The organism is Halorussus aquaticus, assembly GCF_024218795.1.
GTDB classification, from domain to species: domain Archaea; phylum Halobacteriota; class Halobacteria; order Halobacteriales; family Haladaptataceae; genus Halorussus; species Halorussus aquaticus.
Map to the genome: position 1 here is coordinate 2,031,900 of NZ_CP100400.1, position 14,195 is coordinate 2,046,094.

The 14,195-nt window shown below is 67.3% G+C and carries 14 protein-coding genes; 6 read left to right on the plus strand and 8 right to left on the minus strand.

From position 1 onward, the window contains the following. Nucleotides 1–215 precede the first annotated feature (215 nt). The 3 genes from NGM06_RS10480 to NGM06_RS10490 all read right to left on the minus strand — a co-directional run bounded on the left by NGM06_RS10480 (nt 216) and on the right by NGM06_RS10490 (nt 5,419). Nucleotides 216–1,511 (minus strand): chemotaxis protein CheC, encoded by a 1,296-nt coding sequence (locus NGM06_RS10480; RefSeq protein WP_254266908.1) that lies wholly within the window; start codon nt 1,509–1,511, stop codon nt 216–218. Beyond that, complete coding sequence (locus NGM06_RS10485; RefSeq protein ID WP_254266909.1) at nt 1,508–4,984, minus strand: ATP-binding protein; 3,477 nt, start codon at nt 4,982–4,984, stop codon at nt 1,508–1,510. The genes NGM06_RS10480 and NGM06_RS10485 overlap by 4 nt, the downstream gene beginning before the upstream one ends. 66 nt (nt 4,985–5,050) lie before the next feature. Next, nucleotides 5,051–5,419, minus strand: a complete 369-nt coding sequence (locus NGM06_RS10490; RefSeq protein WP_163522047.1) for a response regulator — start codon at nt 5,417–5,419, stop codon at nt 5,051–5,053. Between the two features lie 179 nt (nt 5,420–5,598). Between NGM06_RS10490 and NGM06_RS10495 the strand changes: the two genes are divergently transcribed. The 4 genes from NGM06_RS10495 to NGM06_RS10505 all read left to right on the plus strand — a co-directional run bounded on the left by NGM06_RS10495 (nt 5,599) and on the right by NGM06_RS10505 (nt 8,544). After that, nucleotides 5,599–5,961 carry a group I truncated hemoglobin gene (locus NGM06_RS10495; RefSeq protein WP_254266910.1) on the plus strand — a complete coding sequence of 121 codons (363 nt, stop codon included), beginning with the start codon at nt 5,599–5,601 and terminating at the stop codon, nt 5,959–5,961. Between the two features lie 297 nt (nt 5,962–6,258). Beyond that, nucleotides 6,259–6,387 (plus strand): hypothetical protein, encoded by a 129-nt coding sequence (locus NGM06_RS24130; protein WP_256567928.1) that lies wholly within the window; start codon nt 6,259–6,261, stop codon nt 6,385–6,387. Nucleotides 6,388–6,599: 212 nt separating this feature from the next. Continuing rightward, the gene (locus NGM06_RS10500; protein ID WP_254266911.1) at nt 6,600–7,235 is read left to right on the plus strand and encodes a cupin domain-containing protein; all 636 of its coding nucleotides are present in this window, start codon (nt 6,600–6,602) and stop codon (nt 7,233–7,235) included. Nucleotides 7,236–7,350: 115 nt separating this feature from the next. After that, the gene (locus NGM06_RS10505; protein ID WP_254266912.1) at nt 7,351–8,544 is read left to right on the plus strand and encodes a threonine synthase; all 1,194 of its coding nucleotides are present in this window, start codon (nt 7,351–7,353) and stop codon (nt 8,542–8,544) included. 30 nt (nt 8,545–8,574) lie between these two features. Here NGM06_RS10505 and NGM06_RS10510 read toward each other — a convergent pair whose 3' ends face one another. From NGM06_RS10510 to NGM06_RS10515, 3 genes are all read right to left on the minus strand, one after another. Next, the gene (locus tag NGM06_RS10510) at nt 8,575–9,720 is read right to left on the minus strand and encodes a YncE family protein (protein WP_254266913.1); all 1,146 of its coding nucleotides are present in this window, start codon (nt 9,718–9,720) and stop codon (nt 8,575–8,577) included. Nucleotides 9,721–9,848: 128 nt separating this feature from the next. Further along, entirely contained in the window at nt 9,849–9,974 is a 126-nt protein-coding gene (locus NGM06_RS24135) for a hypothetical protein (RefSeq protein ID WP_256567929.1), read from the minus strand. A gap of 263 nt (nt 9,975–10,237) precedes the next feature. Continuing rightward, entirely contained in the window at nt 10,238–10,408 is a 171-nt protein-coding gene (locus tag NGM06_RS10515; protein ID WP_254266914.1) for a hypothetical protein, read from the minus strand. 171 nt (nt 10,409–10,579) lie between these two features. Here NGM06_RS10515 and NGM06_RS10520 point away from each other — a divergent pair, with 171 nt between their 5' ends. Further along, nucleotides 10,580–11,317 (plus strand): metal-dependent transcriptional regulator, encoded by a 738-nt coding sequence (locus NGM06_RS10520; RefSeq protein ID WP_254266915.1) that lies wholly within the window; start codon nt 10,580–10,582, stop codon nt 11,315–11,317. A 107-nt stretch (nt 11,318–11,424) separates the two neighbouring features. Then, nucleotides 11,425–12,096, plus strand: a complete 672-nt coding sequence (locus tag NGM06_RS10525; RefSeq protein WP_254266916.1) for a LysE family translocator — start codon at nt 11,425–11,427, stop codon at nt 12,094–12,096. A 425-nt stretch (nt 12,097–12,521) separates the two neighbouring features. Here NGM06_RS10525 and NGM06_RS10530 read toward each other — a convergent pair whose 3' ends face one another. Together NGM06_RS10530 and NGM06_RS10535 are read right to left on the minus strand one after the other, a co-directional pair. Next, a complete protein-coding gene (locus NGM06_RS10530; protein ID WP_254266917.1) occupies nt 12,522–13,232 on the minus strand; it encodes an HD domain-containing protein in 711 nt (236 codons plus the stop codon). A 204-nt stretch (nt 13,233–13,436) separates the two neighbouring features. Continuing rightward, nucleotides 13,437–14,162: an alanyl-tRNA editing protein gene (locus NGM06_RS10535; RefSeq protein ID WP_254266918.1), complete on the minus strand. Its 726-nt coding sequence runs from the start codon at nt 14,160–14,162 to the stop codon at nt 13,437–13,439. Between the last annotated feature and the right edge of the window lie 33 nt (nt 14,163–14,195).

The following is a 14,195-nucleotide window of genomic DNA, read 5'->3' on the forward strand; positions in this document are numbered from 1 at the left end:
GGTCCCGGCGACACCGCGTCGCGGGGGTCGGTTCGGGACTGTCCTTCGAACCCTCCGGGGATGACACATGATTTAATCGGATTCGGACACATCCTATAACTGTTCTGGCCGTTCGCGTGACGAATCGTCGATTCGAAGGTCGCAGTGGTGATAGTGATAGTAGTGGTCGTTGGAGATACCCAGCGACGCGGATTCCCGAAACCCGAAATTCGACCTCAGAGCGACTCCCAGTAGTCGAGGTCCACGTCCTGCTCGGAGAGGTCCGTGTCGGCCTCCGGGGTGGTGTCGGCGACCCGACCCATGTCGAACTCGCCGAGCGCGGCCCGGAGGTCGGCCTCGTCCGGGATGACGTAGATGTCGAGGTCCACCTCCGTATCGACCGCCTCGATTCGGGTGTCGAAGACGAACGCGAACTCTTGGGACTCCCCGAGACCCACGACGAGGGGGTCCACCACCGCCGCGCCCATGTCGTGGGCGTAGGCGGGCGTCGAGTGGTCGATGGTGGTGTCGAGCAGGTTGGCCCACCCGTCGAGCATCCCGCTGGCCATGACGTTCGAGAGTTCCTGAATCGCGTCGCGTTCGAACTCCCCGAGACCCGCCGCGGTGTGGGTCTCGACGCTGCGACTCACGAGCGTCCGGGCCGACTCCTCGTCGAACAGGAACAGGAGGTAGCCGCTTGGCATCCCGGCGAAACTGAACGCCACTCCTATCATGCGCTCGGTCGAGACCTCGCTGGGAATCGCGTCGAGCGAGATGAAGTTGATTCGCCGGATGTCCACGTCCATCTCGATGTCGGTCATCTGGGTCAGGTTGTTCGCCACCTGCGTCGCGCCGCGCTGGGCGATGCGGTCGAACCCGACCAGTTTCTCGAACTCGATGGCGCGCTCCTCGCTCCGCGCCCTGAACAGGCGCTGGACCGTGTCGGTGTCGGGCACGAGGTAGTGCCTGAAGGTGAGTCGCTCGCCCACCGCTTCGAGGTTGTTGCGGAACAGCACCGCCAACTCGTCGCTGGCACCGCCGACGGACCCCTCACCCGGCGACTCCTCGTCGCCGAGCGCGAGCGCCGAGTCCGCGAGGAACTCGTCGGGGGTGTCGGCCGAGACGTACGTCGGCGCGGACACGTCGATGTTGGTGTCCAGCACGTTGGCCCACCCGTCCACGAACCCGTTGTTCATTATCTGGGCGATCTCGGTCACGGTGCTGTCGTGGAGGGTCCCGTCCTCGACCGTCGGGATGCCGTCGATGACCGCCGCCGCGATGGTCTCGGCGCTCTCCCGGTCGAACAGCAGGACCGAGGTGCCGCCGAACCCGTCGGAGAGGCGGACCCGGATGCCGACCCACTCGGTGTCGGTCAACTCGCGGGCGATGGAGGCGTCCCGCGTGAAGTTGAGGTGGGTCACGTCCACGCGCGCCGGGATGTCGGTCATCGAACTCAGCCGATTCGCCGCGAGTCCGGCCCCCTCCCGGGCCATCTCGTAGAACGTTCCGAGGGTGTCTACGTCGAGTTTCATAGGGTTGCCACGTCCAGTACGTTGACCGCCTCGCCGTCGCCGAGCGTCGTCGCGCCGCTGACGCCGGGCACGTCCCGGAGCAGGTCGCCGTAGGGCCGGACCACGACCTCTTGGGACGCGACCACGCGGTCACACCGCACCGCGAGTCGCCCGGTCTCGCCCCGAATCCAGATTATCTGGCTGTCGTCGGTCGGCCGTTCGGCGTCTGTGTCGAGGTCCAGCGCCGACGCCAGTCGCACGAAGGGGTAGGCGTCGTCGGCCTCGACGCCCTCGGGCAGACCCCCCACGAGGTCGAGATTCGAGCGCCTGACGACCTCGCGGCCCTCGACCTCCTCGACCGGCGGCGCGGCGGTTATCTGTTCGACCGCGGCCATCGGGACGCCGAACGTCTGGTCGGCCGCCTCCACGAACAGCACCTCGGTCAGCGCGATGGAGACCGGGACCCGCAGTCGAACCGTCGTCCCGACGCCGGGGTCGCTCTCCACCGTCACGCTCCCGTTGAGGTCGGCCACCGTCCGGTTCACCACGTCCATGCCCACGCCCCGCCCGCTCACGTCGGTGACCTCCTCGCTGGTGGTGAAGCCGGGTTCGAAGAGCAGGTCGTAGGTCTCGTCGTCGCTCAACTGCTCGGCCTCCGCGGGCGTGACGACGCCGTTCTCGACGGCCCGCTCCCGGACCGCTTGCGCGTTGACGCCCCGGCCGTCGTCCGAGAGTTCGACGACCACCTCGTCGCCGACTCGCTCGGCCGAGATGGCGACGGTGCCCTCCGGGGCCTTGCCGACCGCCTCGCGCTCCTCGGGCGACTCGATGCCGTGGTCTACGGCGTTGCGCGCGAGGTGGACCAGCGGGTCGCGCAGGCGGTCCACGATGGAGCGGTCGAGTTCCACGTCGGCGTCGCTCACGACGAGTTCGACCTCCTTGCCCTGCGAGCGCGCCACGTCCCGGACGGTCCGGGGAATCGCGTCGATGGCGGTTTCGAGGGGCATCAGGCGCACGTCCATGACCGTCCGGCGGTAGTCGGTGACGACCCGCAGCAGGTTCGAGACCTCCTCGCGGATGGCCTCGTCGGTGTCGGGACCGACCGCCTCGTCGAGTCGGAGGTGCGACAGCGACAGTTCCTCGGCGACGTCGAGCAGTTTGTCGGCGGTGTCCACGTCCACGGTCATCGCCTGCAGGCGGTCGAACTCGCGGGCGTCGTCCGGTCGGTCGCCGCCCGCGGTCGGGAACTCGTCGGCGTCGAGTCTGCTCTCCTCGATGGTGGACACCGCCGACCGGAACACAGCGCCATCGTCGCCGTCGTCGTCGGTTCCCGGCCCGGTGCCGAGCAGGTCGCCGAACCGCGACTCGAACTCGGCCATCTCGTCGTCCACGGAGACGTCCATCTCGGTCCCGGCCGCGCCGTCGCCGCCGAGACCCCCGGACGCCTCGTCGCCGAGGTCCGCGTCGAAGTCGCCCGACAGGTCCACGCCGAGGTCGGTCTCGGGCATCGAGTCGGCGTCGGGGACCGACTCGGCGTCCGGAAGCGAATCCGCGTCCGGGAGTGAGTCGGATTCTGGGAGGGCGTCGGCGTCCGGAACGGAATCGGGGTCCGGAAGTGAATCGGCATCGGGCACCGAATCGGCGTCCGGAACGGATTCTGCGTCGGCATCCGAGTCGGGGTCCGGAAGTGAATCGACATCGGGTAGCGAATCGGCGGCCGGGACCGAGTCGGGGTCGGGAACCGAATCTGCGTCCTCCGGTACCGCCGCAGAGTCGGGTGTATCAGCCGACCCCGGTACGCCCGCAGACTCCGGTGTGCCGGTGGTATCGGGCGCTTCCCCGTGTTTGGCCGATTCCACGGGTTCGGAGGATTCTGCGTCGCCCGGTTCGGCGGCGTCGGCGAGCGAGTCCGGACCCTCAGACGCGTCCGCTCGGTCGGGCGCGTCGGCGGAGGTGGGCCCGTTCGCGTCCACGGACTCGGGTGCGTCTGCGGGTTCGAGCGAACCGACCGAATCTACTTCGACCGGCGTATCGGTCGGTTCGTCGCCCGACGCGGGCGTCGAATCGAGTTCGGAATCCGTATCGGACAACGAAGCCGAGTCGGGTTCGACGGCCGAGTCGGCGTCGTCTAGCGACTCGGCCTCTGTTCCGTCGTCCGCGGACTCCGCCCCGAAGACGAACGTGTTGGTCGCGCCGCTTTCGGGAGTCTCCGGCGACTCGTCGGTGTCGTCGCCTCCGGCGGACGCGTCGGCCGAACCGGTCGAGTCGTCCGGTGACAGGTCGGCGTCCGCGAGACCGAGGGGGTCGCCGACCGAGTCCGCGGCGTCCGACGACTCGTCGGCAGTCGCCTCGTCGCTCTCGCCCGAGTCCGCAACTCCCGACCCGAGCAGGTCGGCCGGAACCTCCAGCGAATCGTCGGCGTCCCCGACTGCCGGTTCGGCGGGCGCTCCGTCAGCGTCCGCCGTCTCGTCGGCGTTCGGGGCGGTGTCGGCGTCCACCGTCTCGTCGGTCTCAGTCGCTTCGAGCGATTCGACGCCCGCGTCCGGCGTCGGTGCCGCCGACTCGGGTCGGTCGTCCGCCGCCCCTTCGTCGGGGTCGAGGTCCATCAGTTCCTCGATGGTGTAACTGTCCTCGTCGTCGAACTCGCCGAACTCGACCGCGTCGATGTCCTCCTGCAGGGCGTCGATGTTCTCCTCGTCGTCTATCTGAGCTTTGGTCTCCTCGAAGAACGCGGACGGTTCGTCGGGCGTCTCGGCCTTCTTCGGTCGCCCGGAGGACCCGGCCGAGTCGGCAGGGCGGTCCGTCGCTGACCTCGCATCGTTCGGGGAGTCTTCGATAGAGGAGGCGTCTTCGGCGACTGCTGCGCCGTCAGTCCCCGGCGAACCCGTGTCGGGGGCCGCGTCGGCGTCGCCTTCGTCGAGGAGTCCCCACCCGTCGAGTTCCTCGTCGCCGTCCGGGTCGTCCATCTCGTCGAGGAGCGCGTCGAGGTCGTCGAACTCGGTCGTGTCTTCGAGCGCCGCGACCACGTCGTCGCTCAGGTCGTCGTCCGCGGGATCCCACTCGCCGGGCGACGCGGACGCGGCGGACCCGAGCGTCGCGTCCGAGTCGTCGGTCTCGGCGCGCGCCTCGTCCAGCGCGGCCCGGAGCGATTCGAGCGTCGCCTCGGCGTCGCTCGGTCGCTCCTCGCCGACCGCGGCGGCGCGGACCGTCGCTTCGAGCAGGTCCACCGTCCCGAGCGCCTCGTCCACGAGGGTGGGCGTCGGGGCGACGTCGCCGCTCCGAATCGCGTCGAGAACGTCCTCGACGGCGTGGGCGAGTTCGCCCGCCTCGTCGAGTCCGTGGGTCCGACACGACCCCTTGAGCGAGTGAGCGACGCGGAACAGTTCGGCGACGGCCGCGTCACCGTCGTCGCCCTCGACGGCGAGCAGACCGTCGTTCAGCGCGCGAATCTGGGACTTGGCTTCCCGAAAGAAGGCGTCGTCAGTCGGGGCCATCCCTGCACCTCCGGGGGGTCCCGCGTCGAAGGCGCTGGTTCGGGCGTTCGGGCGTCTCAGCAGCCATCAGACGACCACCCCGTCGATGGCGTCGGTGAGTTCCTCGTCCTCGAAGGGTTTCGTGATGTACGCGTCGGCACCGGCGCGCGCGGCCAACTGTATCTTCTGTCGCTGGCCCACGCTGGTACACATGACGACCCGAACGTCGTCGTCGAGTTTCTTGATGGCGGCCGTGGCCTTCAGGCCGTTGGCCTTCCGCATCACGATGTCCATCAAGATGAGGTCGATGTCCTCGGCGTTCTCCTTGTACTTCTGAATCGCCCACGCGCCGTTCGGCGCCTCGGCGACGATTCGATACTCGTCGTCCGCGAGCGCGCTCTTCACTCGCTGTCGCATGAACTCCGAGTCGTCCACGATGAGAATCCCGGTCTTCATGGCGTGTTACCCATCATTCATGCGCTTCCGTGCGAAGTATAAAATACTATTCCCCGGAAGGATACCAAGAAATCCGATAGTTCGTTAGATTTGACGCTTTATCTAGTCATCCAGTTAGGTGAAATAGCGACTTTCGGCCAATAAATTTAATTGCCTTGAATATTTGTGTCCGGGTACACATGTCCGAGACACTCTACGAGCGCCTCGGTGGCCGGGACGCTATCTCGGCCGTCGTCGAGGAGTTCTACGACCGCGTCCTCGACGACCAGCGCGTCGAACACTTCTTCGACGATACCGACGTGTCGGCACTCCGCGCACACCAGACCCAGTTTCTCGCGTCGGTGACGGGCGGGCCGGTCGAGTACGACGGCGCGGACCTCTCGACGGCCCACGCTCACCTCGACATCGACGGGCGGGACTTCGAGATAATCGCCACCCACCTCGACGAGTCACTCGCGGCCTTCGACGTACCGGAGTCCGAGCGCAGGGAGGTGGTCGCCGCGGTGGCCGAACTCGAACCCGCCATCGTCTCGGCCGACTGAGGGTGTCGCTACTGCGACGGTGTCGGTGGAGAGAACGTTTCTGTAGAATCGTGGTTGTAGACGAGTGCAGTTCAAAGCATACTCCCCAGCAGTGCGTCACGGAACTTCCCACCGAAGAGTCCGCCTCGACAGCATCTCGCCGATGTTCCGGCGACCGTTCTCCGCGGTGATTCCGAATCAGAGCGACGACTCGGCCCGTCCGCGAGCTACCGTGGGTAAGCTTATCACACTCGGCGTCGTAACACCCGACGTTCTACACTCGCCGTGGGACCGACGCCGACGACAGGGGTACGAACGATGACGAAGATAGAATGCCAGAACTGCGGGCGGAAAGTCACCGTCGATAGCGAGGAGCGCGCCTCGAACGCACCGATGCAGTACTGTCGGCGCTGTGGCGAGGAACTCCCGCCGCGCGAAGAGTGGTGAACGAGTCCTCTCCCGGACGACTGCGGCGCTCCCGGGTCGAGTAGCGTCCCCGCCGGAGGGACGGTCCGCGGCGGTTTCGGGTCCGCTTCGAAGGGCATCGGCTCTCGCTCGACGGACACCGAGACCATTTCTCGCGGGGTTCGTCTGTTACGAGAGTACCGCTCGGTTCGTGCGACCGAAACGATTTGTCTCCGCCGACCGAACCGGCGAGCATGGAGCGAATCGCCATCGACGCGGTGGAGGCGAGCGCGTTCGGAGACGACGCCGAGCGCCGCGGGTTGACCGAACCGCTCGGCGCGACCGACGTGGCGGTCAATCGCTACCGAGTCGCCCCCGGAGACGGGTTCCCCGGCGGACTCCACGCCCACGCCGATCAGGAGGAGATTTTCCTCGTCCTCGACGGCGAAGCGACCTTCGAGACGCTGGGACCGGAGCGCGAGAACGCGGGCGAGGTCACGGTGGCGGAGGGCGAAGCCGTCAGGTTCGCGCCCGGGGAGTACCAGTCGGGCCGGAACGCCGTCTCCGAGGCGGACGCTGACGGCGACGACCTCGTGGCTCTCGCTATCGGGGCACCGCGCGACGGCGAGGACGTGCGGGTTCCGCTCGCGTGTCCGGAGTGCGGCCGCGGCGACCTGCGACCGACGTGGGACGAGACCGGAACCAGTCTCCTCTGTCCGGACTGCGGTGCCGAGAACGTCCCCGATGGCTGTCCGGACTGCGGCCGCGAGATGCGGGTCACGCTCGCGTCGTCCGACGGCGCGGAGTCGAACCCGCCGAACGCGAGCGCCGAGACGGCCGTGGTCTGTCCGGACTGCGGTGCCCGAGCGGCGACGCCGTTCGGCGAGTAGCGTCGACGGACCGTTCGCTCGGCGGCGTGACAGACGCGACTATCCGACGCCCGGCGTCGGGACGGCCGAGACCGAAAGGAGTAGGGATTTGTCGCTCGACTCCGAACTGACGGACATGGAGACTACCGACGCGTTCGTCGGCCTGACGTGTGTCGATTGCGGCGAGACGTTCGACGCCGAGGAGACCACCCACCGCTGTCCCGACTGCGACGGGATTCTGGACCCCGACTACGACTACGAGGCGATAGACCTGACGCGCGAGGACCTCGACTCCCGTTCGTTCGAGTCGATGTGGCGCTACGAGGAACTCCTGCCGTTCCCGCAGTCGGCCGCGGTGACGATGGACGAGGGCGCGACCCAACTCGTGGACTGCCCGACGCTCGCCGACGAACTGGGCGTCGGCCGCGTCCTCTTCAAGGACGAGGGACGCAACCCGACCGGGACGTTCAAGGACCGCGGCCAGACCGCCGCGGTTACGGCGGCCGTCCAGCACGGCGCGACCGACGTGGCACTCAACTCGGCGGGCAACGCCGGACAGGCCGCGTCGGCCTACGCCGCCCGCGCGGGGTTGGACTCCCACGTTTTCCTGCCCTCGCGGGCCGGGTTCACCAACAAGGCGATGGTCAACGTCCACGGCGGCGACATGACCATCGTGGAGGGGCGCATCGGCGACGCCGCCGACGCCTACGCCGACGCGATGGCCGACCACGACGACTGGTACTCGGTGAAGACGTTCGAGACGCCCTACCGCCACGAGGGCAAGAAGACGATGCTCTACGAAATCGTCGAGCAGAACGACTGGGAGGTCCCGGACGCCGTGGTCTACCCGACCGGGGGCGGCGTCGGTCTGGTCGGGATGCACAAGGGCGCGAAGGAACTCCGAGAGTTGGGCCTGACCGACGAGATTCCGGCGATGTACGCGGCCCAGTCGTCGGGATGCGCGCCCATCGTCGAGGCGTTCGACGAGGGCAAGGACGTCCACGACGTGTGGGAGACGCCCGACACCATCTGCGGCGGCATCGAGATTCCGGACCCCGGCGCGAGTCCCCTGATTCTCGACGCCCTGCGCGAGAGCGACGGGGGCGCGGTGGCCACGTCCGACGACGACATTCTGGACAGCGCCGTCACGGTGGCCCAGCACGAGGGTCTGGAGATGGGCGCGACCTGTGCCGCGGCCGCCAGCGGGGCGTGGGAACTCGCCCGGCGCGGGGAGTTCGACGAGGACGACACCGTCGTGCTGCTCAACACCGGCGCGGGCAACAAGGACGACGACGTCCTCCGCAGTCACCTGATGAGCAAAGGCGTCTGAACGGGAGCGTGCGAAGACGGTGGTCGGGGCTCAGTTCCCAGAGTCGTACTGCACGTCCGAGAAGAACGGGTACCTCGGCGTCGAGACCCGGTCGGTTATCTCGTGGGTCTCGGTGTCGATGACGACCAACTGGTCGCGCCCGGTGATGGTGACGTAGACCTCGTTGCGGTAGGGCGAGACGAAACAGCCGTGCGGGCCGAGACCCGGCGGCACGAAGTCGCGCTCGGGGAGCGGGGGTCGTATCTCGTCCTGATCCTCGACCGTGACGATGTCGGCGACCCGGTACTCACCTTCGGCGGGGTCGTCGGGCGCGTGGTAGACCGTCACCGCGTCGGACTGGACTCCGGCGACGAATATCTTCTCGCCGTCCTGCGTCGCGTGGATGTCGGCGTTCTGGTCGGTCAGCGGCCGCTTCTTCAGCAGTTCGCGCCGCTCCACGTCGATTATCCCAACGTCGTTCGAGAGCGCGTTGGCGGTGTAGACGACGTTGCGCTCCCGGTCCACGTGGAGATTGTGCGGCGCTTTGGCGACTGGAACCCGGTCCACCATCTCCAGCGACTGGAGGTCGATGAACCCCAGACTGTTCCCTCCCTGATTCGTGACGTACGCGAACCCGGCCTCCGCGTCGAAGACGATGTTGTGCGGCGCTTTCCCGACGTCGATGGTCTCGCGCACCTGCAGGTTCTCGCTGTCGATTACCGCGACCTGATTCGCGCCCGCCACCTCGACGAACGCGTCGTCGTTCTCCGGGTGGACGTTGACGCCGCGCGGCGCGGCGTCGAGCGGGATTCGCTTCACCTCCTCCTGCTGCTCGACGTTCACCACCGAGACGTCGGCGGACGCGGTGTTCGGAGCGTAGGCGAGTTCGCCGTCGGTCGAGACCGCACAGTACAGCGGTTCCTTCCCGACGGATATCTCGGCGAATATCTCCTTGGTCTCCTGATTCAGTAGCGCGACGGAGTCGTCGAGGCGACAGGTGACGACCAGCGGCCGGTCGGTCGCCCGTCCGGTGGTCTCGGTCGTCGTCTGGTCGCCGCCCTCCGTCGTCCCTCCGCCGCCAGCAGTGGTCGTCCCGCCGTCTTGACCCGCGGCGACGCCGCCGACCAGCGCAGTTCCTCCGAGTCCGCCGACGGTTCGAAGCACGTCGCGTCGGTTCGCGTATTCCCCCAGATTCACACCGGTTCGAAGACGCTCGTTTCAATAGGTCTGCTGGCTCGCTATTGTGGTATCGAGTCTTGGCGTTCGATTGCCCGGGTCGGCGGCCGACTCGTCGGTGAGAACGCGCGGGCGGTTCGGCGATTTCGCTACCGTTCGACGCTGACCGGTTCTTCGGCGATTATCCACGCGTCGGGCGACTCCTTCGACCGGAGTTCGAGGTTCCCGTCGTGGAAGTGAGCGGTGATTCGTTCGCTCGTCTCGGTCTCTGACATCCTGTCCGGCGCTACGCGGGACCCGGCCATTACTATACGCCGTCTACCCGGGAGTACAGGCGGTTTACCCACCGATACGTCCGGATTACTCGTGCGTAATCGGGACCGAAGAGGGCGAGACCGTCGTGAATCGAATCGAGTCGTACCGAGTCCGACCGAGTGCCACTCGGTCGGACTGAACTGTTCTGAGAATGGCTACACTCCGTCGGGCAGGACCGGAGCGTGTCGAACGGAAGACCGACCCGAAAACGGCGACTCGGGGGTCAGTAGTAGTACACTTCGAACTCGTCGCCGCAGTTGCTACAGTCCACTGTCGTCCCCGTGAGTCGGTCGTCGTCTCGGAACGCCGGGTCGGGTTCGCCGCCGTCGGTGGCGACTTCGACGGCCCGCCCGTCGCAGTTCGGACACCCGATACTCGTCTCGATGTTCGACATGTCCCCCAAAAACGCGTCCCGTCGGTTAGTTATACGCCGTCTACCCGCGCCACCGGGACGGCGTTTTCGCGCGCTAACTCGACGTAGTCACGCCGTACCGGTGCCTCACTTGGAGCGTCGGCCGGGACGGGACAAATATAAGTTTTAGACGCGGCTAAACCCGGACGGGAAATGTTGAGCGACGTGATGGAAGACTACCTGAAATCGATCTACGCCCTCCAGAAGGAGGACGGCGGGCCGGTCTCGACATCGGCCATCGCCGACTACCTCGACGTGACGCCGCCGACGGTCACGAGCATGGTCGAGAAACTCGAAGACAGAGGGCTGGTCGAGCGCGAGAAGTACAAGGGGGTCGAACTCACCGCGGAGGGGGAGACGGTGGCGCTCGAAGTGCTCCGTCACCACCGCCTGCTGGAGTCGTACCTGACCGAACACCTCGACTACTCGTGGAGCGAGGTCCACGAGGAGGCCGACACCCTCGAACACCACATCAGCGAGGAGTTCGAACAGCGGGTCGCCGACGCGCTGGGCGACCCGGAGGTGGACCCCCACGGCGACCCCATCCCGAGCGCCGACCTCGCGCCGCTCGAAACCGACGACGCCACGCCGCTCTCGGACCACGACGCGGGCGACCGACTCGTGGTCGCCCGGGTCAGCGACCGCGACGAGGAGGAACTGCGCTACCTCGCGGACGCGGGCATCGCGCCCGGGACCGAACTCGACGTGCTGGACGTCGCGCCGTTCGGGATGGTGACGGTCCGAGTCGGGGACGACGACGAACGCGAACAGAGCCTCCCCGAGAACGTCGCGCGCTCCATCCGGGTGCGGCCCGCGGACGAGCGCGACGAAATCGACACCGACGACGCCGGGAACGAGTCGGGCGGGGACGCGCAGGGTCTCAAACCCTGAGGAACGCGCGGTGAGGACTCGGCCCTACGGCGGTCCCCGGGAACGACTCCCTCGAGTTCTCCACGGAGAGACAGTTTTTTCTCGGCCGGGGTTCCTACCTTCGAGCGATGTTCCAAGCAGTCGCGTCGGCGCTGGCCGGGGTCGCGCTCGGTCTCTCGCTCGCGGCCCCGCCCGGCCCGATGAACGCCATCATCGCCGAGGAGAGCGTCCTCCGGGGATGGGGGTCGGGCTTCCGCGCCGGTCTCGGCGCGATGTCGGCCGACGCCTGCTTCTTCGTCCTCGCGCTGCTGGGGGTCGTCACGGTCGTGCGCGACGTTCCGGTGGTCCGGAGCGTGCTGTTCGGCGTCGGGGGACTGCTGATGCTGTACTTCGCGTACGGGACGGCCGCCGACGCCAGCGCGGCGTTCGGCGGCGACGCCGCCGTGGACGGCGGCACGGCGACCGGGGCCGACAGCAAGGGCTTCCGGAAGGCGTTCGTGCTGGCGCTGACCAACCCCTACCAGATTCTCTGGTGGCTCACGGCGGGCGTGGGCCTGCTCGACCCCGGCACGTTCGCGCTCGACGCGCTCGGCGGCCTGACGATATCGACGGGAAGCCCGGTCATCGTGGTCGGGTTCTTCGGCGGCATCGCGCTCTGGATTACGGGGTTCCCGGCCGCGCTGGTGACGGTCGGGCGGCGGGTGGACGCCTTCGCACCGGCCGTCGCCTACCTCAGCGCGGTGGTCCTCGCGCTCGCGGGCCTCTCGTTCCTCTCGAAGGCTGGCGGGATGCTGGCGTAGGTGATTCCGGGCGGAACCACCGCACTACGCCCGTCTCGTCACCCACCGCGGTTTCCCGCTTCGCATACCATCACTCCTCCCCGTTTCGTGACTCTTTCCGTCCTCCGTTTCGTGACTCTTTCCGTCCTCCGTTTTTGACTCCTCGCAGTCCACGGGACGCGCCGCTCGCTCGGCAGCGCCGTGTAGTGCGGGCGCTGCCGAGGGAGGAACGGGGCGCGGTGGCGGTGCCGTGTGGTCGCGGTGCCGGACTCCTCTGCTCAAGTAGTAGCCAGCTATGTCACTCAAGAGTAGTCTGTGTCGCAACGAGATGCGGAGAAGTCACGTTCGAAGTGCCAACACGGTAATCTCCTGTTCCACTCGCCGTGACGGAGGTCCCTGTTCACGCGGCAAAAAGCGGCTGATTTCGGGACCGAACGCGGGTCTCGTTACGGTCGCCGTTGCGTCCGGCGATCGGGCGACTCCTCGCAGTCCATCTCCGGCACCTCCTCTTCGAGCCACTCCCGGAACCACTTGACGCGCTTCAGACGCCTGTGGGCGATTCCCTCGGCGGTCTCGGTCTGGACCCGCTTGGTGGCGTCCTTCCCGCGCTCCATCACCCTGTTGACCATCTCCGCGGCGTCCATGTGGGTTCGGGCCTCGTAGCCCATCCGCAGGAGCATTAGCGCGGTGCCGTTCGCGCCCACCTTGTCGAGCAGGTCGGCCTCGATGAGACACTGGGTCTCCTTCGGCAGGTCTGTCAGGTCGCCCTGATACGAGTGGTTCTCGACCGCTTTGCAGACCTCCTCGATGAACGACTCCGGGAAGTCGCCGTGCGTTTCGAGATACTTCCGGGCGATGCGCGCGCCCTCCTCGGCGTGAACGTCCTGGTCGGCGTCGAGTTTGGCGATGTCGTGGAACAGCGCCGCGACGCGCGCCACGTCCACGTTCGCGCCTTCCTTCTCGGCGATGGTGCCAGCGAGGTCCACGACGTTGAGGATGTGGTTGAACCGATACTCCGCGGAGTGCCACGGGTACCACCGCATCCGGCCGCCGCCGTCCTCGTTCTCGACGCTGGCGACGAGATACTCGTACACGAAGTCCTCCATCTCCTCGAACTCGCTGTCCGTGACGGGCGACTCCTTAATTTCGACGCCCACAGAACCACCTCGATTCGCAGATGTCCGTACTCATTCTTACTCGTATAAACGAATGATTGACTCTTTAGGCTTACGACGATGGGACTCCGAACCGAAGACGCGTTTTTTCGGGCGTCGTCCGGAGGCTCCGGCCGTTCGTGCGACCGGCCGTCGCCTCGTCGTCGTCCCCTTTCCGCGATACGTCGAGACGGGACTCGCGCCTCGCTACGCCGTCCGCAGTTCGAACTCGATGCGTTCGGTCTCCTCGCCCTTCGACTCCCGGTTCGTTATCTCGACGCGGCCGAGGTCGCCGAGGCTATCGACGTGGGTGCCGCCGCAGGGACAGTAGTCGAAGTCCTCGATTTCGACCACTCGGAGCGGGTCCACGTGGTCGGGAATGAGGTCGAGCAGTGCCCGGCCCTCCTCCGTGCGCTCCTCGACCTCCTCGCGCGGGCGCTCGGCCTTGGTGACTTCGAGGTCCCGCTCGATGGCCTCGTTGGAGAGGCGCTCGATTCGCTCCACGTCCGCCGCGGAGAACTCCGCGGGTTCGAAGTCGATGCGCGAGCGGTCGGCGTGGACCTGATTCCCGGCGGTGGCCGCGCCGTACTCGTCGAGGACCACGCGCGAGACGACGTGCTGGGCGGTGTGCATCCGGCGGTGGGCCTCGCGGCGCTCGGCGTCGATTTCGCCCCGCACTGGGTCGCCCGGGTCGGGCAGGTCGCCTTCCACGTCCTCGACGTAGTGGCGAACGTCGCCGTGGTTCTTCCGCACCTTCGTCACCGCGGCGCTGCCGTCGTCCCACGACAGTTCACCGCGGTCGGCCGGTTGGCCGCCGCCCTCCGGGTAGAAGTACGTCCCGTCGAGGACGACGTAGTCGTCGGTCGCCTCGGTCGCGGTGGCCTCGAACTCGGTCACGTCGTCGGCGTCGGGGAGGTAGCGCTGTTCGGTCACAGTCAGCCAAAGGCGGTCGAGACGCTTAATCGG